This window comes from Corynebacterium glyciniphilum AJ 3170, from assembly GCF_000626675.1.
Classification (GTDB): Bacteria; Actinomycetota; Actinomycetes; order Mycobacteriales; family Mycobacteriaceae; genus Corynebacterium; species Corynebacterium glyciniphilum.
Window position 1 is genome coordinate 2,106,470 of sequence record NZ_CP006842.1, and the last position, 26,420, is coordinate 2,132,889.

A 26,420-nucleotide genomic window follows, 5' to 3' on the forward strand; every position below is an offset into this window, starting at 1 on the left:
CCGAATGGTGAACTGCCCTATCTTGACAGGCGGAACTTCACCAGATTCGCACGTGCATCCTCGAGAGCATCGTGTGCCCGCGCCGGCGGATCCGGCAGTTCGGGCCGTCCCGCCGACTCCCACAGCTGCTTGAGCTCACGGGTGAACCGGGGAAGCTCCTGGGGAAGTTGTGTCATGTCACCCCACAACTGCGCCAACGCCACATGATCGTAGGCACCGACCCATGCCCAGAGCTCCGGACGTCGGGATGCCGGCAACCAGTCGCCCTGCCGGTGGCCGGGCACCAGGAAAGTGAACAACCGCGAACGGATCTCGGCCCTGGACATCCACACCGGGTCGGTGCGTGGCGGCAGTAACGGCAAAACGTTGCGGCGCACCCAGTCGCCGGCCTTGCGCTCCTTGAACTCGGTCGAAACCGCGTAGAACTCCCGACCGTCCTCAGCCACTACACCAATCGACACCAAGTCGATGGTCGTGCCGTCTTCGATGAACTCGGTGTCGTAGAAATATCGCACGGCACGTAAGTCTAGACCCGGACCCTCACCCTGCTTTCTTCACGGTCCTTCGTGTCTGCACGGCGCGGCAGTGCCGGTGGGTGCAGAACCCACTTGAGCACCGGCGTCCTACCCACGAGGTAGAAAAGGAAACCAGTCACTGCACAGGTCAACAGACCGGTGATGATCAACGCGTTCGTTCCTCCCAGGAAGCCCCAGAGGACCGGGTCGGATTCGATCAGGGCAGGAACAATACGATTGTTGACGAGATGCAGGGCCGCGTGGTGGGAGACGTAGATCGGCAGCGTATTACGTCCGATCGCGGCGATACCGGTGGACAACCCAGGCGTCCGGGAGATCCACGTTGCCACGAGGATCCCCATCGGCACAGCAGTGACGATACGGACCAGGGCAAGCAGGCTCATGACCGACGCTTCGCCAGTGGACCAGCCGTCCGGACGCACGTAATCGGCAGCAAGGGAGTAGACCCACTCCCAGCCGACGAAGACCAGGACGGACGTCGCAACGACCGCCAGATTGCCGGCGTAGGCGGAGATCCTGAAGAAGAGGTGGCGGAAATGCAGGCCCAGGAAGAATGCCGGAGCGTACTGGGTGATGTGCGTGATCTCGGGGTAGGAGGTCCACCCTGCAACCGCGACCACCAGAGCCGGGAGGAACGACAATGCGACAGCCCCGACCGGTGGTATGCGCCGTAGTACACAGGCGAGGATATTGAAGATCATCAGGACGTAGAGGAACCAGATCCCCGGGTCCCCCAGCAGAATCGCGCGTGCAAGACTGGCCCAGCTGAGGTCGTCGGCCATGTTGAGCCGGATCCCCGCCTGTACCGGAGTGAAGACGAGATAAGGTACCAGCAGAAACCAGAGCCTGCGGTACCACAGATCCCCCAGCGTCCTTTCGATCACACGGTGGGCGAACAGCCCCGAGATCACGAAGAACAGCGGCATGCGGATCGGGTCCATGAATTCGTTGAACCAGTTCCAGGCGGTCGAGGTCCCGCCCGGAACGCCGGTGACCACATGCATGTAGCAGACACCGATGATCGACAGTCCCTTGGCGCAGTCGGCCCACAGGAGCCGATTCGTCGCACTGCTCGCTGAAGTACCCGCGTCACGAGGCGAAACGGGGTCGCGAGTGTCGCGGGTGTCGACGGACGGGGTTCTGGAAGTGTCGGACACGGGACTCCAGGGTGCCCGATCAGCACGGAAGAATCAATTGAGTGTGCCCTGATATAGAGTCAATCATTGTGGAAAAACGCAGCACACCGTCACACCGCCGACGTACCGTCATCCGCTGGTACGTCGGCGTCGTCATCACCGTGACCGTCATCGGCATCCTCCGGTTCGTCCTCAGCGACGACACCTTCACCTACCATTTCGACTACGACATCTACCGGGGTGGCGGGCGTGCCGTCCTGGACGGGACGCCCCTGTACAGCGATGGTTTCCGGGCACAGGGCATCACCCTGCCTTTCACTTACCCCCCGTTGTCCGCCCTCGTGTTCGCTCCCCTGGCGCTGGTGTCGGGAACACTGGGCTACCTCACATTCACCGTACTGAGCATCATCGGTCTGGCCCTGACCGTGATGATCGTCGTCCGTGCGCTTGCCACAGAGCACGTGGCACGCACACTGCCGACCCCCACCAACCGTCAACTCGTCCTCACCGCACTCATGGCGCTTCCTGTCGCCGTATGGCTCTGGCCCGTCACCCACACACTGGAGTTCGGCCAGATCAACATCCTTCTGATGCTGATGGTGGCGGCGGACCTGCTTCTCCCCCGCACTCCCTGGCCGCGGGGGATGCTCATCGGATTCGCGGCAGCGCTCAAGCTCACCCCCGCAGTATTCGGCCTGTACTTCCTGCTGCGCCGACAATGGGGGCCGGCGATAACCAGCGTGGTCTCCGGCATCGGTGCCACCGCTGCCGCCTGGCTGGTCCTGCCGACCGACTCCCGGCAGTACTGGACGGAGACCATCAGTGACCCTTCCCGCATCGGTGGGCTCGCCTACTCCGCCAACCAGTCCCTGCGCGGATTCCTGGCTCGTTTCACCGGTGACCCGCTCCAGACGACACTGTGGTACATCCTCGCCGCAGTGACGGTCATCGCCGTGGCCCTGGTCATGCTGCGTCTCATCACCGTCGGTGCACTGACTGCCGCCGTCTGCACCAACGCTTTGCTGGCGCTGCTGGTCTCCCCCGTCTCCTGGGCGCATCACTGGGTGTGGGTCCTGCCGATGCTGCTGGTCGTCGGTGTGTCACTCTGGACGCACCGACGCACCCGCACCGCTGCCCTCCCCCTCACCGTTCTCGCGCTACTTCTGGCGCTGACCGCCACGGCGTTCCCGGTGCATGTGTACCTTCCCTCGGCGCACGGCGCCGAGGAAGACTGGGCGTGGTGGATGAAGATCCTCGGGTCCGAGTACGTTCTGGTCGCCGTGGCCTGGCTCGGTGTCGCAGGTGTCCGTCCGGGGATCCTGCGCCCGGGCGGTGGCCGGAACCGAGACCGCGACGTCAGAAATGATGGTGGAAGAAGCGGGGACGAGGCTTCGTCCCCAACACCCGCCCCGCCCCCGGTTCCGTCCCCTCCGGATACCCCTTCCCAGCGGTGAGCGACTCCTTGACGTCGGCGGCGTAGACGCTGTCCACATACTCCTGGCCAGACAGTTCCGCCAACCTCTCCATCGTGTAATCCGTCAACGCCCGTGCACGGGCATAGTCGTCATCCCCGTGGTCGGCGAAGTCCGCGGGGTCGATCGGGTCACCGACGACGACACCGACCCGGTGTGGGCGAAGCATCCAGGAACCGGCGACATTTGCCTTCTCGGAATCGATCATCGCGACCGGATACACCGTTGCGCCGGAGGCGAGCGCGATCCTGGCCATCCCGGTTTTCCCACGGTACAGACGACCGTCCGGTGAACGGGTGCCTTCGGGGTACATTCCCAGCGGGTCGCCCTTCTCCAGCACCCTCAGCGCCGTCTCCAAAGCGGCGTCCTGCGAGTCCTTGTCCTTCCGGTCGATGGGAACCTGGCCGACCGAGGAGAAGAACCACTTCTGGATGCCTCCGGCGAACCCGGGCGTAGTAAAGTACTCTTTCTTCGCCAGGAACGTCAGCTGGCGCTTCGAGAGCAGTGGGAAATACAGCGAGTCCATCACTGCCAGGTGGTTCGAAGCCAGGATCACCGGCCCCTCGGCGGGGATCTTGTCCAGGCCACGGGCGAATGGCCGGTTGTAGAGCCACAGCCACGGTCCGATGACCACATTCTTCAACCACCAGTAGGTGCGGTTCTGCACTGATCTATCCCTTTCACGAGCCGGTCGAGGACGGACTCAACTGAGTCTGCCCGGCAAGAAGCGCTACGCCGATCATACCTGCCTCCGAGCCCAGGGAAGCCGCTTCGACGCGGGCGAGCGGACGGAAACCGGCGCCCACCACGGACGCCTCCATCTCGGCCCTGGCCCCGGGCAGGTACAGGTCTGCGTCGGCGGAGACGCCGCCTCCCAGGACGATGAGCTCGGGATCGAGGATCTCCTGCACAGCGGAAAGACCCCGGCCGAGCCACAGGGCGAAGTCGTCGATGACCTCCTTCGCCAGAGGATCGCCGTCTCTGGCGAGCCGGACGACGCTACGCCCCGTGATCTCCTCCGGCCGGGAATGGAAGATGCCGGCGAGCATACTGTCCGGGTGACGCCCCGTGGCGATGTACTCCAGGGCAGTCGTCTCCAGTGCGCTGCCGGAACAGTAGCGTTCCAGACACCCCCGTTTCCCGCACGGGCACGCACGCCCCCCGGGGACGACGGTCAGGTGCCCGAACTCGGGTGCGGTTCCGTAGGCGCCGCGGTACAGAGAACCATCATGGACCAGGGCACCCCCGATGCCCGTCCCGACGGCGAAAAGTACCCATGTCCCGGCGTCACGGCCCGGGCCCAGGATCTGCTCACCCCAGGCCGCAGCGTTGGCGTCGTGTTCCAGGACGACGGGCAGTCCGAGACGCCGGGACAACCGGTCACGCACGTCACGGTCACGCCACGGCAAGTGCGGGGCAAAGCGGACCCGCTCCTGGTCGGCGGTGATGAATCCGGCCACGGCGAGCCCGACCGCACCGACGGTGTGACGCTGACGGAGAGTGCCGACCGCGTGCGCTATCGCGGTCTCGAGGGAGTCGACCGTGGACGGGGTGGGAAGCTGCTCGATGTCCAGCACGTGCCCAGCCGGGTCGACCACGGCGGCACGGAGATTCGTTCCCCCGATATCGATGCCGATGGTCAGTTGCGTCACTTGTCCTCCTGTACGTCGCGCACCGGCGTCCCGGCACAACCTGTCCAGGCTATCGGTCACACCCGCCAGTTCCAACTGTGGCGGCCCGGTCGACCCGCGTCACCGTCAAGTACCGAGACGAGCTGCGCACCAAGGACGTCCCAGTTCCATGCGTCCCGGACGTACGACTGACCGGCCGCGGCATACCGGCGGGCCCGCTCGGCGTCCGTGAGCAAAGTCGACACGGACTCCGCGACGGCCGCAACGTCCCCTCCGTCAACGACATCGCCGGTGACACCGTCCTGAACGGTCTCCGGGGCCCCGCCACCAGATCCCGCGATCGTGGGAACCCCGCACGCCTGGGACTCCAGGAACACGATCCCCAGGCCTTCCACGCTGAATCCTCCGCCCTGTGTACGGACAGGCATGGCGAAAACGTCCCCGGCACAGTAGTGGGCGACGAGCTCCCCGTGGTCGACGGGACCGGTCACCGTCACGCGGTCAGACAATCCCAGCCCCGCAGCGTGCCTAGCCAGCTTCCCGGCATAGTCGCCGGGGCCGACAATCAGCAGGTGCGCGTCCGGAACACGGGAGAGGACGTCCGGCATCGCGTCGACCAGGGTGTCCTGGCCCTTCCTCGGTACGACGCGCGACACGCACACAATCACACGGCGACCGTCGATTCCCAGGCGGCGACGGACCCTCTTCCGCCCGGCGGGGTCGGGGTGAAACACCGAGCTGTCGACACCACCCGGCATCGGCTCCCACGCCACATCCGGGCCGAAGGCAGAAGCGAACCTGTTGCGCGCGTACCGGGACACGTAGGTCAGGCAGTCCGTCCTGCGACCGATCAGCCAAAGAACACCGCGTCCTCCGGGGACCATCGACCACCCCACTTCATGACCGTGGGTCGATGCCACGACGCGACGTGCCCCGGCCTTCCGTGCCGATCCCCCCATCAAGGCCAACGGAGTTGACGAGCCGAACCACACGGTATCGATCCCTCGCTGCCGAACCACCTCAGCCAGCCGACGCGCCGTGGCCGGAGTCGGCAACATCACCGAACGAGGCCAGCGCACGACATCGAACGGCAACTGTGCGTCATAGGCTGCGGCCGCGGACGCATCCTGAGTGGAGGCGAAAACGGTCAGCCGACCGGGTTGCCGGCGTTCGAGCTCCGCGCAGTAGTCGCGCAGGTAACTCTGGATGCCACCCACCGTCGGTGGAAAATCGTTGGTGACGAGCAGAACGCGGGAGTCCACAGCGGAGGCGGCCAGCGAACGATCAGTAGCGGGCAGCGCCGGCGAAGGGCATACTGTCAACGCTCACGACCTGGACCGGGATACCGTAGTCGGAGGCGTGGACGATCTTGCCGTCGCCGATGTACATGCCGACGTGGGTGACCCCGGGGTAGAACCCGACGATGTCACCGGGTTGAAGGTCGCTGCGCGAGACCGAGGTCCCCCCAGCCACCTGCGCCGAGGAGGTACGCGGAACCGACTTACCGATCTGCTGGTAGGCCCAGAACATCAGACCCGAACAGTCGAAGGAATCCGGACCCGTGGCGCCCCAGGAGTACGGCGAGCCCAGTTTGCTCATCGCAGCACCGACCGCACCGCCTGCGGTACTGACCGCGTCACCGACGCTTCCGACCGTGCCGAGAAACTCCTCGACGTCGATGTCGATAGGACCGTTGCGGTCCACCCAGCGCTGCTTCTGCTCCGGGCTGAGGCCGTCTACGGCGGTGGAGATGTCTTTCTTCATGCCGTCGAGGTCACGGGTCCGCTCATCAAGCTGTCCCTGGCGGATCTCAAGTTGGTTGAGTTGAAAATCCGCAGAGGCCTTGGAGCGGTTCGCCTTGGACTCCAGGTCCGCGGCGTTCTTCAGGCCGTCCTGGAAGGACGAGAGGGTAGTGGTGCGATCGGCGTTCAAGGCGCTCGCAAACGCCCGTCGGTCAATCGCATCCTGCGGGTTTGCAGAGCCTGCCATAGCCGAGACCGGATCGATGACGGCGCCGCGGTAGAGAGATTGTGAGAGCTCCATGACCGGCCCACGGTTGGCTTCGACGTCAGCTCGAGCGCGCTGAGCTTCCGCCGAGTAGTGCTCTGCCGCACGGTTCGCCCGGTCGAGCTGCGCACGGGTGTCGTCGAGTGCACGGGAATTCTCCTGCACCTCGTCGCTGGCCTCCTGAGCTTGACGTGAGACGTCGGCGAGCCGCTGCAGGAGCCCGTCGGCGTCGTCCGGGAGGGGTGAGGTGTCAATGGCGTCAGCAGCGGCCGGCGCGGCGGGATCCGCTGTGACGACGGAGGTCGAGGCTACAGTGAGCGCGACTGCCGTGCCGATGCCGACAACCAGGCGGGTTGACGTGCCGCGGGTGGACCTACGGTGCCCGGACGGGCGGATCATGCTCACTGTCTCTGAAACCTCTTCGCTTGTCTCTCTATACAACGTCGATATACTGCCACAACAGAGCCGCGGAACCGTACTCAGACACACGGCTCGCCCCGACAGGGGGTACCACGGTGGGCACCGCCTCATCGGGGCGACGAGTCACGGTCCGACGTCCTAGAAACGGACCGCGTTGTTGACCGGCATGTAGTTGAGGTCGTTGACCTGAACCGGGGAGCCCTCATTGAGAGCCTGGACGACCTTACCGTCGCCGATGTAGATAGCCACGTGGGATGCGCCCGAGTAGTAGGAGACGACATCGCCAGGCTGAAGGGAGTCAAGGGATACCGGGGTACCCGATGCCGCCTGCTCACCCGAGGTACGCGGGATCGACTTGCCGACCTGCTGGTGTGCCCAGCTGGTGAGCCCGGAGCAGTCGAAGGCGCTCGGGCCGGCAGCGCCCCAGGCGTAGGGCGCGCCCTGCTTGGACAGTGCGGCGTCGGCGATCTTCTGGCCGACGCTGTTCGGAGCGGAAACAGCATCGCTTCCGTCCACGGAGGGTGCGGAGGCCTGGCCGGCCGCCGCGAGGAAGGGCTCCACGTCCACGTGCTGCTTGGCCAAATCCACGGCCTCGTTCGGGACATCGACACTGATGTCGGTGTTCGGAACCTCGACGGTGACTGCCTGAGCGGTGGCAGGCAGGGCGATGACGGCGCCCATACCCACTGCAGCAACGGCAACTGCGTTGCGGCGGGAGTGGTCCTTCTTCATACGGTGCTTGCCCATGAGGGATGTAGCCTTTCCTGATTGCTGTCGGGGAACCGGTAGCGTCGCGTCGCTCCCCTTAAGGTCACGAGAAGATTACGAAACGTGACGGACCTTGTCCAACCACAGAACCGTGACCGCGCCGTGAGCGCTTCGTTATTTAACCGTTATCGAATCGCAACCAAAGCTTGACCCAATGTCCCCGACATGACCGAAGGGCCACCCGCACCCCACTCACCTGGGACGATGCCCTCGCGAATGATGTCGTCCACCCGCTTCCCCCAGAACAGCGGCGACTGTCAAAAACCCTAGTGTGATTCTGGTCACACTTCAGCGCTGCTCCATGTTCACTGCCCCACTAATCACATCAGCCACACTGCCCGACACCGACGCCGTTCCGGTCGTGCGGTTCATGTCCGTGCGACACCGTAGACTTCCTATCTGTGACAACTTCGCTCCGCCGTAGGCTCGACGCCGCTCTCGCTGACTGCGTCATCATCGACTGCGAGACGACAGGCCTCGACCCGGCGGGATCAAGGATCATCGAGATCGCTGCACTACATATCCACGACGGCAGTCCTGCAGATGAGTTCCACACGCTCGTCGACCCCGGATCGCCTCTCCCCGACGACATCACCAGTCTCACCGGGATCACGTCGCAGGACCTCGACGGGCAGCCTGCCTTCATCGACGCGCTCGACCTCATCGCATCCCTCGTCGAAGGGAGGACCGTGGTCGGCCACAATGTCGCATTCGATATCGCGTTCGTCTCCGCCGAGTGTCAGCGTAACGGCGCGCCGAGTCCACTGGACTACTCTGACGTAGTCTGTACGGCCACCACCGCGCGGTCACTCATCCCCCGGGAACAGGTCGGCCGCTACCGTCTGGCGACACTCGCCGACGTCCTGGACCTCCGGCACAAACCGTCACACCGGGCGGTAGATGACGTACTCGCCACCGCGGACCTTCTGAGGCACCTTCGGGAACTCTCGCGCTGAGGAACCCCTACGACAGACGACACCCCGTCCTGCCGGCACATTGGGTGCGCCGGCAGGACGGGGTGTCCGCCTCATACAGGGAGAGGATCAGGGATTCTCATGTCCCTCGTCGCCGAGTTTGCGACGGTTCTCCTCCTGGAGACGCAGCAGCATCTCCTTGTGCTCGTGCTCGTTGGCTTCCTCGATCTTCTCCACCTGGGACACGATGTCCTCGGGGTCCGGAGAGAACAGGGAGCCACGACCGGGCTGGCCGGCGAAACCGAGCTGGTTGAGCCGCCTGGGCACCTGGGCACCTGCGTAGTCGAGCGGAATCGGGTGGCCGTGCTCGTCGACCGGGCCGAGAGGCTGGTGAACCTCGATGAACCCGCCGGAGGGCAGCTGCTTAATCGTGCCGGTTTCGATACCGTGCTCCAGCACCTCACGATCCGACCGTTGGAGACCAAGGCAGATCCGGTAGGTGACGAAGTAGGCGATCGGAGGCAGCATGATGAAGCCGATACGACCGATCCAGGTCATGGCGTTCAGCGAGATGTGGAAGAACACCGCAACATGGTCGTTACCACCCGATATCGTGAGGATGGCGTAGGCGACCAGTGCCATGATACCCAGCGAGGTACGGACCGGGACGTCCCGCGGACGCTGGAGCAGGTTGTGGTGCGCCGTATCCTTCGTGAAGCGCTGTTCGATCCAGGGGTAGGCGAAGAGCAGCATCACCAGGATGCCCAGCAGGATCGCGACCCAGACCACCGCGGGAACGGTGTAACTACCGAGGTACAGCTCCCAGGCCGGCATGATTCGGGCTGCGCCGTCTGTCCACAGCATGTAGATGTCGGGCTGCGAACCGGCAGAAACCTGCGACGGGTTGTACGGGCCGAGGTTCCAGATCGCGTTGATCTGGAACACGCCTGCCAGCAGTGCGACGAAGCCGAAGGTGATCAGACCGAATGCCGACGAGTGCACGGCGAACACCGGAATCACGCGGGCGCCGACGACATTGCGCTCGGTACGGCCGGGTCCGGGGAACTGGGTGTGCTTCTGGTACCACACCAGGGCCAGGTGAGCCGCGATGAGCGCGAGCAGGATCGCGGGAATCAGCAGGACGTGGGCGATGTACAGACGCGGGATGATGATGTCACCCGGGAAATCGCCGGCGAACATGATCCAGTGGAGCCACGTGCCGATGATCGGCAGCCCGATGATGATGGCCGACATGATGCGGAGACCGACGCCCGAGAGCAGGTCGTCCGGCAAGGAGTAGCCCATGAAGCCCTCGGCGATGGACAACAGCAGCAGGACGCAGCCGATGATCCAGTTCGCTTCACGCGGCTTCCGGAAGGCACCGGTGAAGAAGATACGCATCATGTGGACCATGATCGACACGGCGAACAGCAGTGCCGCCCAGTGGTGCACCTGACGGATGAACAGGCCGCCGCGGACCTCAAAGGAAATATTCAGGGCCGTCTCGTAGGCGCGGGACATCTCGACACCGTTGAGAGGCGCGTACGCACCCTGGTAAATGACCTTCGACAGGGACGGGTCGAAGAACAGTGTCAGGTAGACACCCGACAGCAGCAGGATGATGAACGAGTACAGGGCGATCTCACCGAGCATGAACGACCAGTGGCTCGGAAAGACCTTGTTCATCTGCTTCCGAAGGCCACCTGCTGCGGTGTAACGCTCATCGAAGTTGTTGGCCGCCTGGGCCAGGTGGGAAGGCTTTGTGGGTGTGCTCATGACTGACGCTCCCAGAAGGCAGGGCCGACGGGCTCGACGAAGTTCTTGTCCGCGTACAGGAACCCGTCTTCATCGACGTTGATGGACAGCTCGGGCAGGGCACGTGCAGCCGGACCGAACACCGGCTTACCCCAGTGCAGAGCATCGAACTGCGACTGGTGGCACGGGCAGAGAATGCGGTTGGTCTGCTGCTCGTAGAGCGAGGTCGGGCAACCGATGTGTGTACAGATCTTGGAGTAGGCGTAGTAGTCGCCGTAGTGGAAGTCCTCCTGACCCTCACGCTGGACCGCCTTGACAGCGTCAGCATGGCGGAGGCGGATCAACATGACCGCATTACGGGAACCGTGGATCGAGTGCATCTGCTCCTCGTACACGTCGCGCTCGGGGTTGAAGTCGTCATGGTCATTGACCATGTCCTGCGTCATAGGGAACACAGTCTCCATGCCTCCGGCGTCGAGATCCTCGGGGCGTACACGGATCAGACGGTTCACACCCTGCGTGCTCCAGTGTCCGTGGTGCTCCTCGGCGATGGCGCCCGTGTCGCGGCCGAGGTACACCTTCTCGCCGTCATTGACGAGCGTCCAGCCGGTGGTCCACAGTGTGCCGTCACCGTCGATGCCCATCGCACGGGGCTTCCACGGATTCTTGACGATGCCGCCCAGAGGTAGCGCAATCGCCACACCCGCCAGCGCCACGCCGGCGCCGCCGAGACCCATCAGGACCTTGCGGCGCCCCAGAGTCGACGTCTTCCAGGCGTCGTTGAGCAACGCGGTCATCGTGCGGCGGTCGACCTCGTCGGACGGCCCGTCGTGGCGCTTCTGGACCGCGATCTCCTCGGGAACGAACTTCTTGGAGAACTGGACCGCACCGATGCCGAGAGTGATGATCGACAGGCCCGACGTGACTCCCAGCAGCGGGGTGTAGAGCGAGTAGACCCAGAGACCGTCCTCAGCGAGGTGCTTGTACTCCCACGGCCAGAACAGGTAGACGGCCACAAATGCGAGCCCGAAGATCACGGACAGCGCCCACCAGAAACCGACGCCGCGGGCAGCACGCTTTTCGGCGGGATCGCCCTCGACCGGGAAACGCTCCTTGCGGTAGGCGACGGTGACGTCGTCCATCTCCGTACCGAGGCGGGCGAGCTCCTCGTCGCTCATGCCCTTGATCTCTTCTTCAGAGTAGGTGCTCTTGATCTCACTCATGACCGGGTTCCAATCCACATGGCCGCGCCGATGAGCACGACAATCCCGACGATCCACATCAACATGCCCTCAGTGACCGGGCCGATCCCGCCGAGTCCGAGTCCGCCGGGGTTCGGGGTCTCCTTGGACGACTTGATGAAGGCGATGATGTCCTTCTTCTCGTCGGCGGTGAGCTGGCGGTCCGAGAACTTCGGCATGTTCTGGGGGCCGGTGAGCATGGCCTGGTAGATCTCCTGCTCATTGGCTGCGTCGAGATTGGGGGCGTACTTACCGCCGGACAACGCGCCACCGCGACCTGTGAAGTTGTGGCAGGACGCACAGTTGAGCCGGAACAGGTCAGAACCGCGGGAGACGTCCGACGGATCGATCTCTCCGTTGTTGTTGTGGGAACCCCGCAGGGAATCCATGGCGATAGTCCCGTCCTCGTCCTTGACGATTCCGGGGCCGCCGCCGTTGGCGTTGACGTATGCAGCGAGGGCGAGAGTCTGCGCCTCGTTGAAACGGGCGTCCTTACGGTCAGCCTGCGCCTCATTACGCTTCATCGGCATACGACCGGAGTGGACCTGGAAGTACACAGCACCCTCGCCGACGCCGACCAGGGAAGGACCGCGATCCTCGACGCCCTGGAGGTTGGCGCCGTGACAGGTGATGCAGGCGACCTCGTAGATCTCCTGCCCCTGGGTGATCATCGACTGCGCGTCCTGTTGCGCGGTCGCTGACTGCGGGTCGGGAGTAAAGGCCTGGGCGACCAAGCCGGCACCGGTCAGACCGAGCACGAGCGCGAGCGCTCCGGCCATGGTCCGGCGCAGTTTACGTCGGGTACGACGCTTCTTGCCTGTTGTGGATGCCGGGGTGGAGTCCACCACCGGGTTCTCCCCCTCGGGAGTTGGATTGTTCGTATCCATCTTGTTCCCTTAACTCGTCATTTGGAAGGCGATGGGCTTAACGGCCGAGCGTCACACATCGGCCCGTCCGGCCTACTGGATGAAGTAAATGGTGATCCACAGTCCGATCCACACGACGTCGACGAAGTGCCAGTAATAAGACACGACGACGGCGGCGGTGGCCTGGGCCGGGGTGAACTTCGACTTCACCGTGCGAAGAATCACCACGACGAAGGCAAGCACGCCGGCAAGGACGTGTGCGCCGTGGAAGCCGGTGGTGATGAAGAACACCGACCCGTAGACGCTGCTTGAGATCGTGGTGCCGTGCTGCACGAGGTGGATGTACTCGTACGTCTGGCCGGCGAGGAAGATCGCGCCGAGGACGATGGTGAGTGCATACCACTTCCGCAGACCGAACACGTCGCCACGCTCCGCGGCGAACACACCCCACTGGGCGGTGAACGACGATGACACCAGAATCACGGTGATCGCCAGAGCGAACGGCACGTTCAGCTCGGTCGGCTCGGAGGGCCAGTTTCCGTTCGAGTTCGCCTTCGAGACGAAGTACATCGCGAACAGGCCCGCGAAGAACATCAATTCCTGAGACAGGAACACAATCGTGCCGACGCTGACCATATTGGGTCGGTTCAGCGTCACGGCACGCTGTGGTGCTGCCATGCTTTGGTTTCCAACTGCGCTCGTCACGCGTACAAGTATGACCGACCCTGGCCCCCTAGTCGATTCGCGCCCCCGGCGAGTTACGGGGTTTCTGTAAAACCGCTGGTAGTCGCTTCATGTTTCCTGGCAACTCACCACAAACGGGGTTAGTCGGGAACTCTTTGGTCTGAATTACGACGACGACGCATCTCCGCAGGTTGATCACCCACGGCGTCCCATCGGACCCCCACCCCACCGCGCCCGCGATGCCGCCCAACCACCCCCGTTCAAGGGGGTGGCGGATCACCGGGTACCCTGGCACGGCAACCACGCCACCGGACTCCCAGTAGTCTACCTGCAGGGCACCAGGGGGAACGAATCTCTGCACCTCGCAACCCCCGCCGGGCCCCCACCCGCCACCACCCGTAATAGGATGGGTCCGTCCGTTGCCGCTCACTCACGACCGGCCGGATACAGACATCCAACTGCGAGAGGACGACACCGATGCCGGACGATCTGAGTCTGACCACCCCGGACCACATCACGCCGCTGGGCTCCGACCGACTACCGGAAAGCTATTTCACCTGGCCGGGAGTACTCGACCGTATCGGTCGGCACGAGGAGCTCAGCGAGTCTCAGATCACCTGGGCAGTCAGCCGCATCATGGAGGGCGGCGCAACCGACGCGCAGCTCGCCGCCTTCGCATTCGGGCTCCGTGTCAAAGGGATCACGGCTGCCGAACTCTCTGCGGCCGCATCAGCGATGCGCGCCTATGCCACTCCCGTGGATTTCAGCGACATCCCCGATGCCGTCGACATCGTCGGCACCGGCGGCGACGGCCATCACACCGTGAACATCTCCACCATGGCCTCTTTCGTCGTCGCGGCGACCGGAGTACCGGTGGTGAAACACGGCAACCGTGCGGCGTCGTCGAGATGCGGCGGCGCTGATGTCCTGGAGGTACTCGGACTCGACATCGACCGCTCCCCCGAGACGATCCATAAGGACGCCCTGAAGACCGGGTTCGCCTTCATGTTCGCCAAGACCTACCACCCCGCGATGCGCTTCGCCGGCCCGGTGCGCTCTGAACTGGCCGTCCCTACACTCTTCAATCTGCTCGGCCCGATGACGAACCCCGCAGGACCGAAGTTCGGCCTCATCGGATGTGCCTTCCGCGACATGATGCCCATCATGGGTGGGGCATTCGCCCATCAGGGCGTGCGGGCGCTGATCGTGCGGGGGCTCGACGGCATGGACGAGATCAGTGTCTGTGCCCCGACAGAAGTTGTTACGGTCGATGAAAAGGGACGGACCGGCGAGTTCACCATCAACCCACGTACTTACGGTCTCGACGTCTACGACGACGATGCTCTCAAAGGCGGGGACCCCCAGTACAACGCGGACATCGCCAGACGTCTCATGGCCGGCGAAATCACCGGGGCAGTCAAGGATGCCGTCCTGATTAACGCGGCCGCAGCCCTGACTGCCGTACATGGCTGGGAGGGGAATGACCTGAAGTCGGCGCTCACCACCCAACTCGCCGTGGCACGCGAAGCCCTCGAATCCGGTGCCGCCCAGCAGAAGATGAACGACATCATCAACCTGTAACCCCTGCGGCGCCACGGCACACGGAAGGAGCACCCGCGAGGAAGATGCGGGTGCTCCTTGTCTTTGGTGTCTAGGCTGTCTTTCTGCGCCTGCACCCTGCCGTCACCGACGCGACGGCTGCACGAACTACTCCTTCTCGGGCGGAAGACCGTACTGCAGGTTGAGCATCGTGGTGGCCCAGATGAGCATCGCAGCGCCCAGCAGGATCACCCAGATCAGGAAGAAGGCGATGCCGTACCCCATAATCACGATGGCCATGGCCATGATGAACGGCCACCCGGAGTGAGGTGAGAAGAATCCGAGCACTCCCGCCCCGTCCTCGATCTCGGCTTCTTCCCAGTCCTTCGGCTCGATGTCTGCCTTGGAATTGGTGAGGTGGAAGTACACGCCGAGGAAAAGGGTCAGCAGCGTCGCCAGGACAAGCCCGGTGCCACCTGCCCACTCAATACCCTGCTGATTCGCACCGTCATTGAGCTGCGACGTCGCGTAGAAGTACACGACCGTCATCACTGTGAGGAACAGTGCGAGTCCGTACATCAACTTGGCTGTCTGCCGCATTGTTGTCTCCTAGTGTTTCTTCGCCGACTTAGGCGGAACGGTCGATGTAGTTGTCGCCCTCGACTCCCCGGGTGGAATCACGGCCGGGAAGGAAAGGCTGAGTCGAGGTGGCGTAGGGATCCTCGCCGATCTCCGCCAACGCCTGAGAATTGGTGGCCTCCGGGTTGGCCTCACGGTAAGCGATGTAAGCGGCGAAGTTCTCCGGGCTCACGGCACGGACCTCGAAGTTCATCATCGCATGGTAAGTGCCGCACATCTCAGCACACCGACCGACGAAGGCGCCTTCGCTGTCGATGCCTTCGATCTGGAACCGCCGCTCGGACTGGTTCGCCTCAGGGTGCGGGAACACGTCGCGCTTGAAAAGGAACTCCGGAACCCAGAACGAGTGGATCACGTCAGAGGAAGCCAGATTGAACTCGATCGGCGTGTTCGTCGGCAGAACGAGCACCGGGACCTCCTCGGAGGTACCGAGAGTCTCGATCTGATCGTAGTTCAGGTACGTGAAGTCTTCCTTCGACTTACCGTGGATCGGGCCGACGGACTTGCCGTGCTCGTCACGGTCATCCTGCGGCACAGCGGCGTTCGCCTCTGCAGCCTCGGCCCGCTCCGCATCCTCGCCGACGTATTCCTGACCGTCCTCGGTGAGATCGCCACTGACATTGCCGTAGCCGAACTTCCAGTTCCACTGGTAGGCGGTGACGTCGACACTGACCTGCGGGTCCTTGTCGAGTGCAGTGACCTTGTCCTGGGTCTGCACCGTGAAGAAGAACAGTCCCATGACGATCAGAACGGGGATCACGGTCAGCGTCAACTCGAGTGGAACGTTGTACGCGGTCTGCCGGGGGAACTCCGGCTTACCCTTCTTGGCGGCCCGCTTGTCGCTGTCGCGGAAGATCACCACGAACATGAGGGCCCACATAATGATGCCGATGACCCATGCGACGACCCAGGTCCACACCCAGAAGTTGCCCATGGACTGGGACTCCGGGGTGATTCCGTCGGGCCAACCCATGCGCAGGGCATGGAAGAATCCGTTGTCGGGGGGTGCGACATCGCAGCCGACCAGGGCAAGGGAGCCAAGTCCCAGCACTCCGGCGAGGCCGAGCTTGCGACCTCTTCCGTGAACTTTTCGCTGTTCCACGCGAGTATGCCTTCCTCAATCACACGTCGTGTTCATCGGGACCATCATGTCCGTCGCCTGCAGAGGACGGACACCGGCCCCGTGTCATCTCCCGACAATAGTGCATGGAGGGGGATGCCCCTGCATCATGCACATCATTGTGATTCTCTGTCGGCCCTATTCGGGGTTGCTGGACAAGAGCTGGATGACCACGCCACTGCTCGGCATGTCCCGTCTGGGTCAGCGCGACCTCGACGAGTAGTCTTGTGTGCTTACGCACGCGCACGCGGCCGGCATCTCACCGTCTCGTCCCTCTTACCTCGGGGCCGGACACGCCGGCTCCCCACGACACTTACGGAGATGACCCCAGAGCACATGTGTGGACTTCTTGGAATTCTGACGGCACAGGGTGACGCCCCCCGTTTCGTGGACACGACCGCCCGGGCACTCCCCTGCATGCGGCACCGCGGTCCCGACGAAGACGGCACCTGGAACGATGATGACGTGGTCTTCGGCTTCAACCGACTGTCGATCATCGACCTCGAGCACTCGCACCAGCCTCTCCAGTGGGGCCCACCCGAGCAGCCGAACCGCTACTCGATGACGTTCAACGGCGAGATCTACAACTATGTAGAACTCCGGGAGGAGCTCCAGGCCGAAGGCTACGACTTCGCCACATCCGGAGACTCCGAGACAATCGTGGTCGGTTTCCACCACTGGGGCACAGAGGTGGTCAACCACCTGCGCGGAATGTTCGCTTTCGCGGTGTGGGATTCTGTCGACCGGACAATGTTCCTCGCCCGCGACCCCTTCGGCATCAAGCCGCTGTTCTATGCCACGACAAGTACCGGCACCGTTTTCAGCAGTGAGAAGAAGTCCGTCCTGGCGATGGCCGATGACATCGGTCTCGATCTCAGCCTTGACGGCCGCGCCGTTGTCCACTACACGGATCTGCAGTATGTCCCGGAACCGGAGACCCTGCACGCCGGCGTCCGGCGACTGGAGTCCGGATGCCACGCCACCCTCCGCCCCGGAGGACCAGTCAGGGCCGTGCGGTACTTCGAGCCGACGTTCCCTGTCACTCCTGTTCCGTCGGGACAGGAGCACGCGCTTTTCACCCGGATCGCTGACGCCCTGCAGGACTCTGTCGCCAAGCACATGCGCGCCGATGTCACCGTCGGTTCCTTCCTCTCCGGGGGCATCGACTCCACCGCCATCGCCTCCCTGGCTAAACAGCACAACCCGGACCTCGTGACCTTCACCACTGGTTTCGAGAGGGAGGGCTACTCAGAGGTTGACGTCGCGGCGGAATCCGCAGCGGCGATCGGCGTCGAGCACGTGGTCAAGGTCGTCTCCCCCGAAGAGTTCGCGGCCGCCGTCCCGAAGATCATCTGGTACCTCGACGACCCGGTCGCCGATCCAGCTCTGGTCCCCCTGTACTTCGTCGCCGCCGAGGCACGTAAACACGTCAAGGTCGTCCTGTCCGGCGAAGGCGCGGATGAGCTGTTCGGCGGGTACACGATCTACAAGGAGCCCCTGTCCCTGGCGCCGTTCGACAAGGTCCCCTCCCCGATCAAGAAGGTCCTCCGTACACTGGGCGATGCCTTGCCCGACGGTATGCGTGGCAAGTCACTCCTCCAACGCGGAACTACCCCGATGGAGGAGCGGTACTATGGCAACGCCCGGTCGTTTAACTATGAGCAGCTCGAGCGCGTACTCCGCATCGCTCGCCCCGAGTGGGACCACCGCGAGGTAACCGCACCGATCTACGCGAAATCCGAGGACATGGACCCGGTGGCGCGGATGCAGCATCTTGACATGTTCACCTGGCTACGCGGAGACATCCTGGTCAAGGCGGATAAAATCACGATGGCCAACTCGTTGGAGTTGCGTGTCCCGTTCCTCGACCGTGTCGTCTTCGATGTCGCACGTACCATCCCTCACGAGCTCAAGGTCGGTAACGGGACCACGAAGTATGCCCTGCGGCGTGCTCTGGAGCTCATCGTCCCCGAGCATGTCATCAACCGGAAGAAGCTCGGGTTCCCTGTCCCCCTCCGGCACTGGCTCGCCGGTGACGAACTCTATGACTGGGCGAAGAAGAACATCGAGGACTCCGCCACCGATCACATCTTCGACAAGGCCCAGGTGCTGGCCATGTTGGAGGAGCACCGTGTCTCGATGAACACCGGCTCCGGCCCCGACCACTCCCGACGCCTGTGGACCGTGATCGCCTTCATGATCTGGCACGGCATCTTTGTCGAAGACCGTATCCACCCGGACATCGATGAACGGGACTACCCCGTGCATCTCTGAGCTCCTTCCGGCGCGCCACCACGCTGAAACGGCAAGAACTCCCCTTCCTCTGTGCGAGGGCGGGGAGTTCTCGACTACCGGGCAGGTCCGTCAGCTGAAGGAGTCGCCGCAGGCGCAGGAGCCGCCTGCATTCGGGTTGTCGATGGTGAACCCCTGGGACTCGATCGTGTCGGAGAAGTCGATCTTCGCTCCCGTCAGGTACGGAGCGGACATTTTGTCTACGACCAGACGGACGCCCTCGACGTCATCGATAAGGTCACCGTCCAGGGTGCGGTCATCGAAAAAGAGCTGGTAACGCAGGCCAGCGCAACCACCCGGCTGAACGGCGATGCGCAGAGCCAGATCGTCGCGACCCTCCTGCGCGAGCAGACCGGCGGCCTTACCTGCAGCAGCACTGGTCAGTTCGACGCCGGTGGACTTCTCAGCGGTCTTTTCGGGAGCAGTCATCATTTCCTCCTCAGTAATGCGGATATGCCCAAACTACTCGTCAACAACCATGAAATCCAGTGATCTATTCCCGACAGGCTCACCCGCGTTGGTACCGGCGTCCGCTCGTGCTCTAGCCTGTGAGGTGTGAAACTCCCGTGGAAGAAAGATGATGACAGTGATGTCGCCGACGGCGACGTCACCTCGGCAGGCAACTCCCTCGCCGACGAGGACGCCGCGCCGACGCCGAAGGGCTACACGCCCAAGAAGGGGCGCCCGACACCGAAGCGTAACGAGGTCGAACGTTCCACCGGCGTCCGGCGGGTCCATTTCGATGCTCCGATGACTCCGAAAGAGGCTCGTCAGCGCAAGAAGGACTTCAAGAACTCCATGTCGAAGGAGGAGTTCAAGGAAGCTAAGCGCAAGCAGCGTGAGGAGGCGGCGGAGTCGCGCCGCAAGGCCAATGAGCGGATGATGGCCGGCGACCCTGATTACCTTCTCGCCAGGGACCAGGGCAAGGAAAAACTCCTCGTCCGCAACTACGTGGACTCCCATCGTTACCTGATGAACTACTTCCTGCCTATCGCGCTGGTCGTTGTCGTCGTCATGATCCTCGGCACCCGTATGCCGCTGATCGCCAATTACATCAGTCTGTTCATGCTGGTGGTCATCGTTATCCTGGTGATCGAGGGCCTGTTCCTTGCCCGGAAGGTCAATCGGCTCGTCAACGACCGCTTCCGTGACAACACCTTCGGGAAGTGGGCCATCGGCTTCTACGCGTTCACCCGCGCCACGATGATCCGCAAGATGCGAACGCCCGCGCCCCAGGTGAATATCGGCGACGCGGTCTGATGTCAGAACAGCCGCTTCTCCAGCAGCTCGGCGTCTGGGCCGACCGCACCGGGTACGCCGGGATCCGGGAGAGCGACGAGGCTACCGGTCCGCGGCCGGAACTCCTGCTGGCTGCGGGGGACCACGCCGTCGCTGCACCGTCCTCAGGCCTGGAGAGCCCTGTTTCCACACTGCCCTGGGGCCACGCACGGGCGGAAACTGACCGTATCGAGGGCGGAGAATCCCCGCTCTGCTCGCTGGCGGCCCAGCAGGGGGTCGAGGTCTCCGTCACCGGTCCCCCCGCCTCATCCTCCGGCGCGGACGGGAAGGGGCGCATGCCGTCACAGTGGGTGGATGCGGGACGCGAGCTTGCAGATGCACGTGCGGATGCTGCAGTTCCCCTGATTATCACCGGCACCGTCGGGACAGGAGCGACGACGACTGCCGCCGCGCTGATCGGCGTGCTGTGCAATGTCGAGCCGGTGAAAGTCGTCGGCCGCGGCGGAGGTCCGGTGCCGGTCAGTGACGAGAAATGGAAGCACAAGACGGTCGCCATCCGTGATCTGATGTTCCAGGCACGCCAGCACCGTCGGCGTCCTGTCGATGCGGCGGCGGTGCACGACATCCTCGATATTCTCGGCACGCCTGACACGGCCTTCATGGCGGGACTGCTGGCTCAGTCAGCCACTCGCCGCACACCGGTCATCCTTGACGGCGTCACCGGACTCGCCGCGGGTCTTCTCGCAGACGCCCTCACGCCGGGAGCGGCCAGATGGTGGCTGTTGCCCGACGCCTCATCGGAGCCCGGTGCCACAGTCGCCGGGCGCCGACTGTCGCTCTCCCCTGTGTTCGGCCGTCCCCTGGGCGCACCCGCCGCTGCCGCGGGCCTTATGGTTCTCCCGCTCCTGGACGCGGCCGTGTCTCTGGGGCAGCTGTAGTATCCCGTTACGCCTGAACCAGCGTGTGATTCCAGGAGTGGGTGTCCTCCCCGGTGCCGCGCTGGATTCCGGTCAACCGCTCGCGTAGACGCATGGTGATCTCCCCGGGGTTTCCGCCGTTGATCTGGAACTCGCCCGTCCGGTCCTTCACCGTGCCCACCGGAGTGATCACGGCGGCGGTGCCGCAGGCGAAAGCCTCAGTCATCTCCCCGGAGGCCGCGGTCGCCCGCCATTCATCCACTGTGAACCGGCGTTCCGTGACCTTCAGGCCTTCGTCGGCGGCGAGCTGCAGCAGCGAATCCCGGGTGACACCGGGCAGCAGAGAACCGGAGAGTTCGGGGGTCACCAGTTCCGCCGGCTCTTCGCCCTGTCCACCGAGGATGAAGGCGAGATTCATCCCGCCCATCTCCTCGATATTGGTGTGATTCGCCGCATCCAGCCACACGACCTGGTCACACCCCTGCTTCTCCGCGTAGGACTGGGCAGCGAGAGACGACGCGTAGTTCCCGGCGAACTTCGCCGCGCCGGTGCCGCCGGGTGCCGCGCGGACATACTCAGTAGACAGCCAGACGCTGACGGGAGTGACCCCGCCCTTGAAGTACGCGCCCGCCGGAGACGCGATGACGTAGTAGCTGTAGCTCACGGACGGGTGCACCCCCAGACCGACCTCGGTGGAGATGATGAAAGGACGCAGGTAGAGCGCTTCCTCGCCACCGGAGGCAGGAACCCAGTCCTTGTCCACATCAACGAGCTCACTCAGTGATGCGAGGAAAAGCTCCTCCGGGATCTCCGGCATCGCGATACGGCGAGCGGAAGACCGGATTCGCTCAGCGTTCTTGTCCGGACGGAAGGTGGCGATCGACCCGTCCGGCTGGCGGTACGCCTTGAGCCCCTCGAAGATGGCCTGACCGTAGTGAAGCACCGAGGTCGCCGGATCCATGGCGATCGGTGCGTAGGGAACGAGCCGTGCATCGTGCCATCCGGCGTCCTCAGTCCAGTCGATGACCACCATGTGGTCGGTGAAGTGCCGGCCGAACCCGGGATTCGCGAGTACGTCAGCGATCCTCTCGGGCGGAGTGGGATTCTCCGTCAGCGTACGGGAGAAGGTGTCGGACGTGGAGTTGGCGGGCGCGGAATCAGACATGGCCTGTATCTTAGACCCGTCGGTGCCGGTCCGGAACACATGCCCGGCAGGACGCTTGACGACGACTCCTATCAAGCTTGAGGTGAGCGATGACATCCACAGGTCTGCCCCAGGGCACCATGCCTCCGTTGGAACTTCTCATGGACGCCTCGGCGGTCGCCGACGCCGACGTGGACATCCTGGTGATCCCGTCATTCTCCGGGGACAACGGAATCGAATTGTCCCTGGGGTCGGCCCCCGGCTCCCCCTTCGACAGGGAAACACAGGTATCCATCTGGAAGTCCCTGGTCGACATCGGTGCGCGCGGGCGGGCGGGTGAAACTCACCTGCTTCCCGCCGTCCCCGGAATCGCGGCGACCCGCCTACTGGCAGTCGGACTCGGGGACGCGGACGCCCTGACGGACGAGGGGCTACGAACGGCCGCGGGCACGGCCTCCCGAACTCTCGACCGCCTGTCCCCGTCCATCGGGGACGGGAGCGTGGCAGCACTCAGCCTCCTGGGAACCCTGGGTGTCGGTCCCGCGACCGAAGGACATGGCCTGGGCAGCTACATGTACACCGGGGCAAAATCCCAGGACGCGCAGGCAGCCCGCATCAGCCGTCTGATCATCGCCCCTCCGACTGCCCCCCGCGCCGCCGAGTCCGCCGCGACGGACTTCTCCCGAGCGTGTGTCGTCATCGAAGCTGTGACCTGCGCCCGCGATCTGGTAAACGCCCCTGCGAACATCCTCTACCCGGATAGTTACGCACGCATCATCTCAGACCTGGGTTCCCAGGCCGGGCTTACGGTGGAGGTCCTGGATGAGCATCAGCTCGCCGAACAGGGGTTCGGGGCCCTCGTGGGCGTGGGCCAGGGGTCCCCCCGCCCGCCCCGCCTGGTCCGTGTGTCCTATCGACCTGACCACCCCGAGGCCACGGCCATAGGGGCACTGCCACACGTCGCCCTGGTCGGCAAAGGTGTCACTTTCGATACCGGTGGTATCTCACTGAAACCCTCACCCAACATGGGCACCATGATCTCGGACATGGGCGGTTCCGCAGCCGTCGTCGCAGCGGTGATTGCAGCGTCGGAGCTCGACCTGTCCGTATCCGTGACCGCGACGGTACCGCTGGCTGAGAACATGCCCGACGGTACCGCTGTACGACCCGGGGACGTTCTGCGCCATTACGGCGGACTGACCACAGAAGTCCTCAACACCGACGCCGAGGGCAGGTTGATTCTCGGAGACGCCATCGCCCGGGCCTGTGAGGATCGCCCCGACTACCTCGTGGAGACGGCCACGTTGACAGGTGCCCAGGTACGTTCGCTCGGAGACCGGACACCCGCCGTCATGGGCACTCCCGGTTTCCGCGACCGGGTTTCCGCCCTTTCCCGTGAGGTGGGCGAAGGAGCGTGGCCCATGCCCCTACCGTCAGAGATCGCCTCCGACATCCGGTCCGATGTAGCCGACCTGCGCAACATCCCCAGCAAAAGCTGGGGAGGCATGGCTGCCGCAGGGCACTATCTCGCCGCCTTCATCCCGGAGGGGCTGCCCTGGGTCCACCTGGACGTCGCAGGCCCCGCGTACAACACCACGGCACCGTACGGCTACACCCCGCGACGCGCGACGGGAGTGCCTGTCCGCACGATTATCGCCGTCTTGGAGGACATTGCCGGCGAAGCCGAGGGTGCCTCCTCCACGGCCGCGGAGTAGCCTGACCACTCACTCGCCTTCGGCACGGCGCTCTTCGAACCGGGCCCTGCGTTCCTGCTGTTCGAGACGTTTGCGAATGATCCGGTCGCGTTCGATCCGGTCCCTCATCCGTTGGGGGTAGCCGGTTTTCTCCGCATCGAAGAGCCGGACGCCGGTGGCCGCGATGACGTCGTCGATACCGCGGGGCCCGCCAATGCGCCGACGGGTCCAGTCACCGGCGGCGTCCACGAAGACCACGGACATTTCATTGACCAGTGTCTCCGGTTCGACGAAGCCCTCCACGCCGTCGTGTTGCATTGCCCACTGACGCAGGTAGTCGAGGTCTGCGGGCCGCGTACGCCCGCCCGGCGCCCGCGGTGGACGGGGGCCGGAGCGACGTGAGCGACCGAATAAATTGAACACACCACAGAGTCTAAGGGATTCCACGGCACCGCTGCGACCAGCTTGTGCCCTCGGCGACGGGCCCCTGCACGGGCGGCATGGGCCGACCCCCTCCGGCAGGACGCCGCCTACAGCGCTACCATATATAGTATTCGGTCAGAGACCACTTCTCTGCTTTCTCTGCGTACTGCGGACCGATCCACGTACTCCACATCTGTACCCCGTCGTTAAATAGGAGCTTCAACACCATGGCGCACTCCGTCGAAATGCCCGAGCTGGGCGAATCCGTCACAGAAGGCACTGTTACCCAGTGGCTGAAGAAGGTCGGCGACACCGTGGAGGTCGACGAACCTTTGCTCGAGGTCTCCACGGACAAGGTCGACACGGAGATCCCCTCCCCCGTCGCCGGCGTACTGCTGAAGATCATCGCCGACGAAGACGACACCGTCGACGTCGGTGCCGTCATCGCGGAGATCGGTGACGAGGGTGAAGAGAGCGGGGATTCCGCCTCCGCTGACGAGGCCCCCGCAGAAGAGCCCGCCGAGGATACCGAGGATGCTGGCGCAGACGACGACTCGTCCGATGAAGAGGAAGAATCCGCCCCAGCCTCGGCGTCCACCAGCGGCGGTGCAGGCACCGATGTGACGATGCCGGAACTCGGTGAGTCGGTCACCGAGGGCACCATCACCCAGTGGCTGAAGAAGGTCGGCGACGACGTCGAGGTCGACGAGCCTCTGCTCGAGGTCTCCACGGACAAGGTCGACACCGAAGTTCCTTCGCCCGTCGCCGGCACCCTGCTGGAGATCCTCGCTGACGAAGACGACACCATCGATGTCGGTGGCGTGATCGCCCGCGTGGGTGACGGAAGTGCAGCCGAGGAAGCTCCCGCCAAGGAGGAGAAGCCGAAGGAGGAGCCCAAGCAGGAGAAGAAGGAGGAGCCTGCAAAGGCGGAGGAGCCCAAGGAGGCGCCGAAGCAGGAAAAGGAGTCTCCGAAGCAGGAGGCAGCGCCCGCATCAGATGCCGGCGAGCCGTCCGACGGCAACCTGCCCTACGTCACCCCGCTGGTGCGCAAGCTCGCGGAGAAGCACGGCGTTGATCTTTCCACCGTTGAGGGCACCGGCGTCGGCGGACGTATCCGCAAGCAGGACGTCATCGCTGCCGCCGAGGGCGGCACTGCGAAGGAGTCCGCGCCAGCACCGGCGAAGGGCGTCGACCCGGAGAAGGCCTCCCTGCGGGGCACCACCCAGAAGGTCAACCGGATCCGGGCGATCACCGCCAAGACCACCCTGGAGTCCCTGCACGGTGCGGCTCAACTCACTCAGGTCCACGAGGTCGACATGACCCACGTCGCCGAGCTCCGCAAGGCGTCGAAGGCCGCGTTCCAGGACAAGCACGGCCAGAACCTCACGTTCCTGCCGTTCTTCGCGAAGGCCATCGTCGAAGCACTTGTCGCTCACCCGAACGTCAACGCCTCCTACAACGCTGATACCCAGGAGATGACCTACCACGGCCAGGTCAACCTCGGTATCGCCGTGGACACCAAGGACGGCCTGCTCTCCCCGGTGATCCACGATGCCCAGGACATGTCACTGCCTGAACTGGCCAAGGCGATCGCAGATATCGCCGACCGAGCGCGGAACAAGAAGCTCAAGCCGAACGACGTCAGTGGCGGCACCTTCACGATCACCAACATCGGCTCCGAGGGCGCACTGACTGATACCCCGATCCTCGTTCCGCCGCAGGCAGCCATGATCGGCACCGGTGCTATCCGCAAGCGGCCAGTCGTGATCACCGAAGACGGTTCCGACAGCATCGCGATCCGCAGCATGGTCTACCTGCCGATGACCTACGACCACCAGATCGTGGACGGCGCAGATGCAGGTCGGTTCCTGACCACCATCAAGGACCGCCTGGAGAACAGCGACTTCACCTCCGACCTGGAGATCTAAGTCCGTTACCCTCCCCTCTCCTACCCCGCCACCGCGGTACCGCGGTGGCGGGGTA

The 26,420-nt window shown here is 64.1% G+C and carries 24 protein-coding genes; 8 read left to right on the forward strand and 16 right to left on the reverse strand.

Annotated features, from left to right (window positions below; all coding sequences use genetic code 11):
• Positions 1-17: 17 nt before the first annotated feature.
• Both CGLY_RS09880 and CGLY_RS09885 read right to left on the reverse strand, forming a co-directional pair.
• Complete coding sequence (locus CGLY_RS09880) at positions 18-515, reverse strand: polyadenylate-specific 3'-exoribonuclease AS (protein ID WP_038549121.1); 498 nt, start codon at positions 513-515, stop codon at positions 18-20.
• An 11-nt stretch (positions 516-526) separates the two neighbouring features.
• Positions 527-1,693, reverse strand: coding sequence for an acyltransferase family protein (locus CGLY_RS09885; protein WP_052539997.1), 1,167 nt, complete (start codon positions 1,691-1,693; stop codon positions 527-529).
• Positions 1,694-1,761: 68 nt separating this feature from the next.
• On the opposite strand from CGLY_RS09885, the gene CGLY_RS09890 reads away from it, so the two are divergent.
• Positions 1,762-3,126 carry a glycosyltransferase 87 family protein gene (locus tag CGLY_RS09890; RefSeq protein ID WP_081803867.1) on the forward strand — a complete coding sequence of 455 codons (1,365 nt, stop codon included), beginning with the start codon at positions 1,762-1,764 and terminating at the stop codon, positions 3,124-3,126.
• Here CGLY_RS09890 and CGLY_RS09895 read toward each other — a convergent pair.
• From CGLY_RS09895 to CGLY_RS09915, 5 genes are all read right to left on the reverse strand, one after another.
• Positions 3,029-3,811, reverse strand: coding sequence for a lysophospholipid acyltransferase family protein (locus CGLY_RS09895; RefSeq protein WP_038549123.1), 783 nt, complete (start codon positions 3,809-3,811; stop codon positions 3,029-3,031). The genes CGLY_RS09890 and CGLY_RS09895 overlap by 98 nt on opposite strands.
• A 13-nt stretch (positions 3,812-3,824) precedes the next feature.
• Positions 3,825-4,796 carry an ROK family protein gene (locus CGLY_RS09900; RefSeq protein WP_038549125.1) on the reverse strand — a complete coding sequence of 324 codons (972 nt, stop codon included), beginning with the start codon at positions 4,794-4,796 and terminating at the stop codon, positions 3,825-3,827.
• A 56-nt stretch (positions 4,797-4,852) separates the two neighbouring features.
• Entirely contained in the window at positions 4,853-6,037 is a 1,185-nt protein-coding gene (locus CGLY_RS09905; RefSeq protein ID WP_081803868.1) for a glycosyltransferase family 4 protein, read from the reverse strand.
• A gap of 22 nt (positions 6,038-6,059) precedes the next feature.
• Entirely contained in the window at positions 6,060-7,181 is a 1,122-nt protein-coding gene (locus CGLY_RS09910; protein ID WP_038549127.1) for an NlpC/P60 family protein, read from the reverse strand.
• Between the two features lie 159 nt (positions 7,182-7,340).
• Positions 7,341-7,949, reverse strand: coding sequence for a C40 family peptidase (locus tag CGLY_RS09915; protein WP_038549129.1), 609 nt, complete (start codon positions 7,947-7,949; stop codon positions 7,341-7,343).
• Positions 7,950-8,371: 422 nt separating this feature from the next.
• On the opposite strand from CGLY_RS09915, the gene CGLY_RS09920 reads away from it, so the two are divergent.
• Complete coding sequence (locus CGLY_RS09920) at positions 8,372-8,926, forward strand: 3'-5' exonuclease (protein WP_052539998.1); 555 nt, start codon at positions 8,372-8,374, stop codon at positions 8,924-8,926.
• Positions 8,927-9,013: 87 nt separating this feature from the next.
• Here the strand turns inward: CGLY_RS09920 and qcrB are convergent, their stop codons facing one another.
• The 4 genes from qcrB to ctaE all read right to left on the reverse strand — a co-directional run bounded on the left by qcrB (position 9,014) and on the right by ctaE (position 13,451).
• Positions 9,014-10,660 carry a cytochrome bc1 complex cytochrome b subunit gene (qcrB, locus tag CGLY_RS09925; protein WP_038549131.1) on the reverse strand — a complete coding sequence of 549 codons (1,647 nt, stop codon included), beginning with the start codon at positions 10,658-10,660 and terminating at the stop codon, positions 9,014-9,016.
• Positions 10,657-11,862, reverse strand: a complete 1,206-nt coding sequence (gene qcrA, locus CGLY_RS09930) for a cytochrome bc1 complex Rieske iron-sulfur subunit (RefSeq protein WP_038549133.1) — start codon at positions 11,860-11,862, stop codon at positions 10,657-10,659. The genes qcrB and qcrA overlap by 4 nt, the downstream gene beginning before the upstream one ends.
• Positions 11,859-12,767: a cytochrome bc1 complex diheme cytochrome c subunit gene (gene qcrC / locus CGLY_RS09935; RefSeq protein WP_038549134.1), complete on the reverse strand. Its 909-nt coding sequence runs from the start codon at positions 12,765-12,767 to the stop codon at positions 11,859-11,861. Before qcrC ends, qcrA begins: the two co-directional genes overlap by 4 nt.
• A 72-nt stretch (positions 12,768-12,839) precedes the next feature.
• The gene (gene ctaE / locus CGLY_RS09940) at positions 12,840-13,451 is read right to left on the reverse strand and encodes an aa3-type cytochrome oxidase subunit III (protein ID WP_038549136.1); all 612 of its coding nucleotides are present in this window, start codon (positions 13,449-13,451) and stop codon (positions 12,840-12,842) included.
• Between the two features lie 468 nt (positions 13,452-13,919).
• On the opposite strand from ctaE, the gene trpD reads away from it, so the two are divergent.
• Entirely contained in the window at positions 13,920-15,011 is a 1,092-nt protein-coding gene (trpD, locus tag CGLY_RS09945; RefSeq protein WP_038552440.1) for an anthranilate phosphoribosyltransferase, read from the forward strand.
• Positions 15,012-15,137: 126 nt separating this feature from the next.
• On the opposite strand, the gene ctaF is transcribed toward trpD, so the two are convergent.
• Together ctaF and ctaC are read right to left on the reverse strand one after the other, a co-directional pair.
• Positions 15,138-15,569: an aa3-type cytochrome oxidase subunit IV gene (ctaF, locus tag CGLY_RS09950; protein WP_038549138.1), complete on the reverse strand. Its 432-nt coding sequence runs from the start codon at positions 15,567-15,569 to the stop codon at positions 15,138-15,140.
• 28 nt (positions 15,570-15,597) lie between these two features.
• Positions 15,598-16,710, reverse strand: coding sequence for an aa3-type cytochrome oxidase subunit II (gene ctaC, locus CGLY_RS09955; RefSeq protein ID WP_038549140.1), 1,113 nt, complete (start codon positions 16,708-16,710; stop codon positions 15,598-15,600).
• A 354-nt stretch (positions 16,711-17,064) separates the two neighbouring features.
• Between ctaC and asnB the strand changes: the two genes are divergently transcribed.
• Entirely contained in the window at positions 17,065-19,002 is a 1,938-nt protein-coding gene (gene asnB, locus CGLY_RS09960; protein WP_038549142.1) for an asparagine synthase (glutamine-hydrolyzing), read from the forward strand.
• A gap of 90 nt (positions 19,003-19,092) precedes the next feature.
• On the opposite strand, the gene CGLY_RS09965 is transcribed toward asnB, so the two are convergent.
• The gene (locus CGLY_RS09965; RefSeq protein WP_038549144.1) at positions 19,093-19,449 is read right to left on the reverse strand and encodes a HesB/IscA family protein; all 357 of its coding nucleotides are present in this window, start codon (positions 19,447-19,449) and stop codon (positions 19,093-19,095) included.
• Between the two features lie 126 nt (positions 19,450-19,575).
• Between CGLY_RS09965 and CGLY_RS09970 the strand changes: the two genes are divergently transcribed.
• Entirely contained in the window at positions 19,576-20,280 is a 705-nt protein-coding gene (locus CGLY_RS09970) for a DUF3043 domain-containing protein (RefSeq protein WP_038549146.1), read from the forward strand.
• The gene (locus CGLY_RS16770; protein ID WP_052539999.1) at positions 20,280-21,197 is read left to right on the forward strand and encodes a nicotinate-nucleotide--dimethylbenzimidazole phosphoribosyltransferase; all 918 of its coding nucleotides are present in this window, start codon (positions 20,280-20,282) and stop codon (positions 21,195-21,197) included. The genes CGLY_RS09970 and CGLY_RS16770 overlap by 1 nt, the downstream gene beginning before the upstream one ends.
• 7 nt (positions 21,198-21,204) lie before the next feature.
• Here the strand turns inward: CGLY_RS16770 and CGLY_RS09980 are convergent, their stop codons facing one another.
• Positions 21,205-22,341: a branched-chain amino acid aminotransferase gene (locus tag CGLY_RS09980; protein WP_052540866.1), complete on the reverse strand. Its 1,137-nt coding sequence runs from the start codon at positions 22,339-22,341 to the stop codon at positions 21,205-21,207.
• Between the two features lie 89 nt (positions 22,342-22,430).
• Here CGLY_RS09980 and CGLY_RS09985 point away from each other — a divergent pair, with 89 nt between their 5' ends.
• The gene (locus tag CGLY_RS09985; protein ID WP_038549148.1) at positions 22,431-24,035 is read left to right on the forward strand and encodes a leucyl aminopeptidase; all 1,605 of its coding nucleotides are present in this window, start codon (positions 22,431-22,433) and stop codon (positions 24,033-24,035) included.
• Positions 24,036-24,044: 9 nt separating this feature from the next.
• On the opposite strand, the gene CGLY_RS09990 is transcribed toward CGLY_RS09985, so the two are convergent.
• Positions 24,045-24,437 (reverse strand): hypothetical protein, encoded by a 393-nt coding sequence (locus CGLY_RS09990; protein ID WP_038549150.1) that lies wholly within the window; start codon positions 24,435-24,437, stop codon positions 24,045-24,047.
• Between the two features lie 227 nt (positions 24,438-24,664).
• Between CGLY_RS09990 and sucB the strand changes: the two genes are divergently transcribed.
• Entirely contained in the window at positions 24,665-26,365 is a 1,701-nt protein-coding gene (sucB, locus tag CGLY_RS09995; RefSeq protein ID WP_038549152.1) for a 2-oxoglutarate dehydrogenase, E2 component, dihydrolipoamide succinyltransferase, read from the forward strand.
• Positions 26,366-26,420: the final 55 nt, after the last annotated feature.

Bases quoted from the DNA above. Each gene is read 5' to 3' on its own strand.
- CGLY_RS09980 (WP_052540866.1), bottom strand. From the start codon at position 22,341: ATGTCTGATTCCGCGCCCGCCAACTCCACGTCCGACACCTTCTCCCGT.
- sucB (WP_038549152.1), top strand. From the start codon at position 24,665: ATGGCGCACTCCGTCGAAATGCCCGAGCTGGGCGAATCCGTCACAGAA.
- qcrB (WP_038549131.1), bottom strand. From the start codon at position 10,660: ATGAGCACACCCACAAAGCCTTCCCACCTGGCCCAGGCGGCCAACAAC.
- CGLY_RS09910 (WP_038549127.1), bottom strand. From the start codon at position 7,181: ATGATCCGCCCGTCCGGGCACCGTAGGTCCACCCGCGGCACGTCAACC.
- CGLY_RS16770 (WP_052539999.1), top strand. From the start codon at position 20,280: ATGTCAGAACAGCCGCTTCTCCAGCAGCTCGGCGTCTGGGCCGACCGC.
- CGLY_RS09985 (WP_038549148.1), top strand. From the start codon at position 22,431: ATGACATCCACAGGTCTGCCCCAGGGCACCATGCCTCCGTTGGAACTT.
- CGLY_RS09915 (WP_038549129.1), bottom strand. From the start codon at position 7,949: ATGGGCAAGCACCGTATGAAGAAGGACCACTCCCGCCGCAACGCAGTT.
- qcrC (WP_038549134.1), bottom strand. From the start codon at position 12,767: ATGGATACGAACAATCCAACTCCCGAGGGGGAGAACCCGGTGGTGGAC.
- asnB (WP_038549142.1), top strand. From the start codon at position 17,065: ATGTGTGGACTTCTTGGAATTCTGACGGCACAGGGTGACGCCCCCCGT.
- CGLY_RS09965 (WP_038549144.1), bottom strand. From the start codon at position 19,449: ATGACTGCTCCCGAAAAGACCGCTGAGAAGTCCACCGGCGTCGAACTG.
- qcrA (WP_038549133.1), bottom strand. From the start codon at position 11,862: ATGAGTGAGATCAAGAGCACCTACTCTGAAGAAGAGATCAAGGGCATG.
- ctaF (WP_038549138.1), bottom strand. From the start codon at position 15,569: ATGCGGCAGACAGCCAAGTTGATGTACGGACTCGCACTGTTCCTCACA.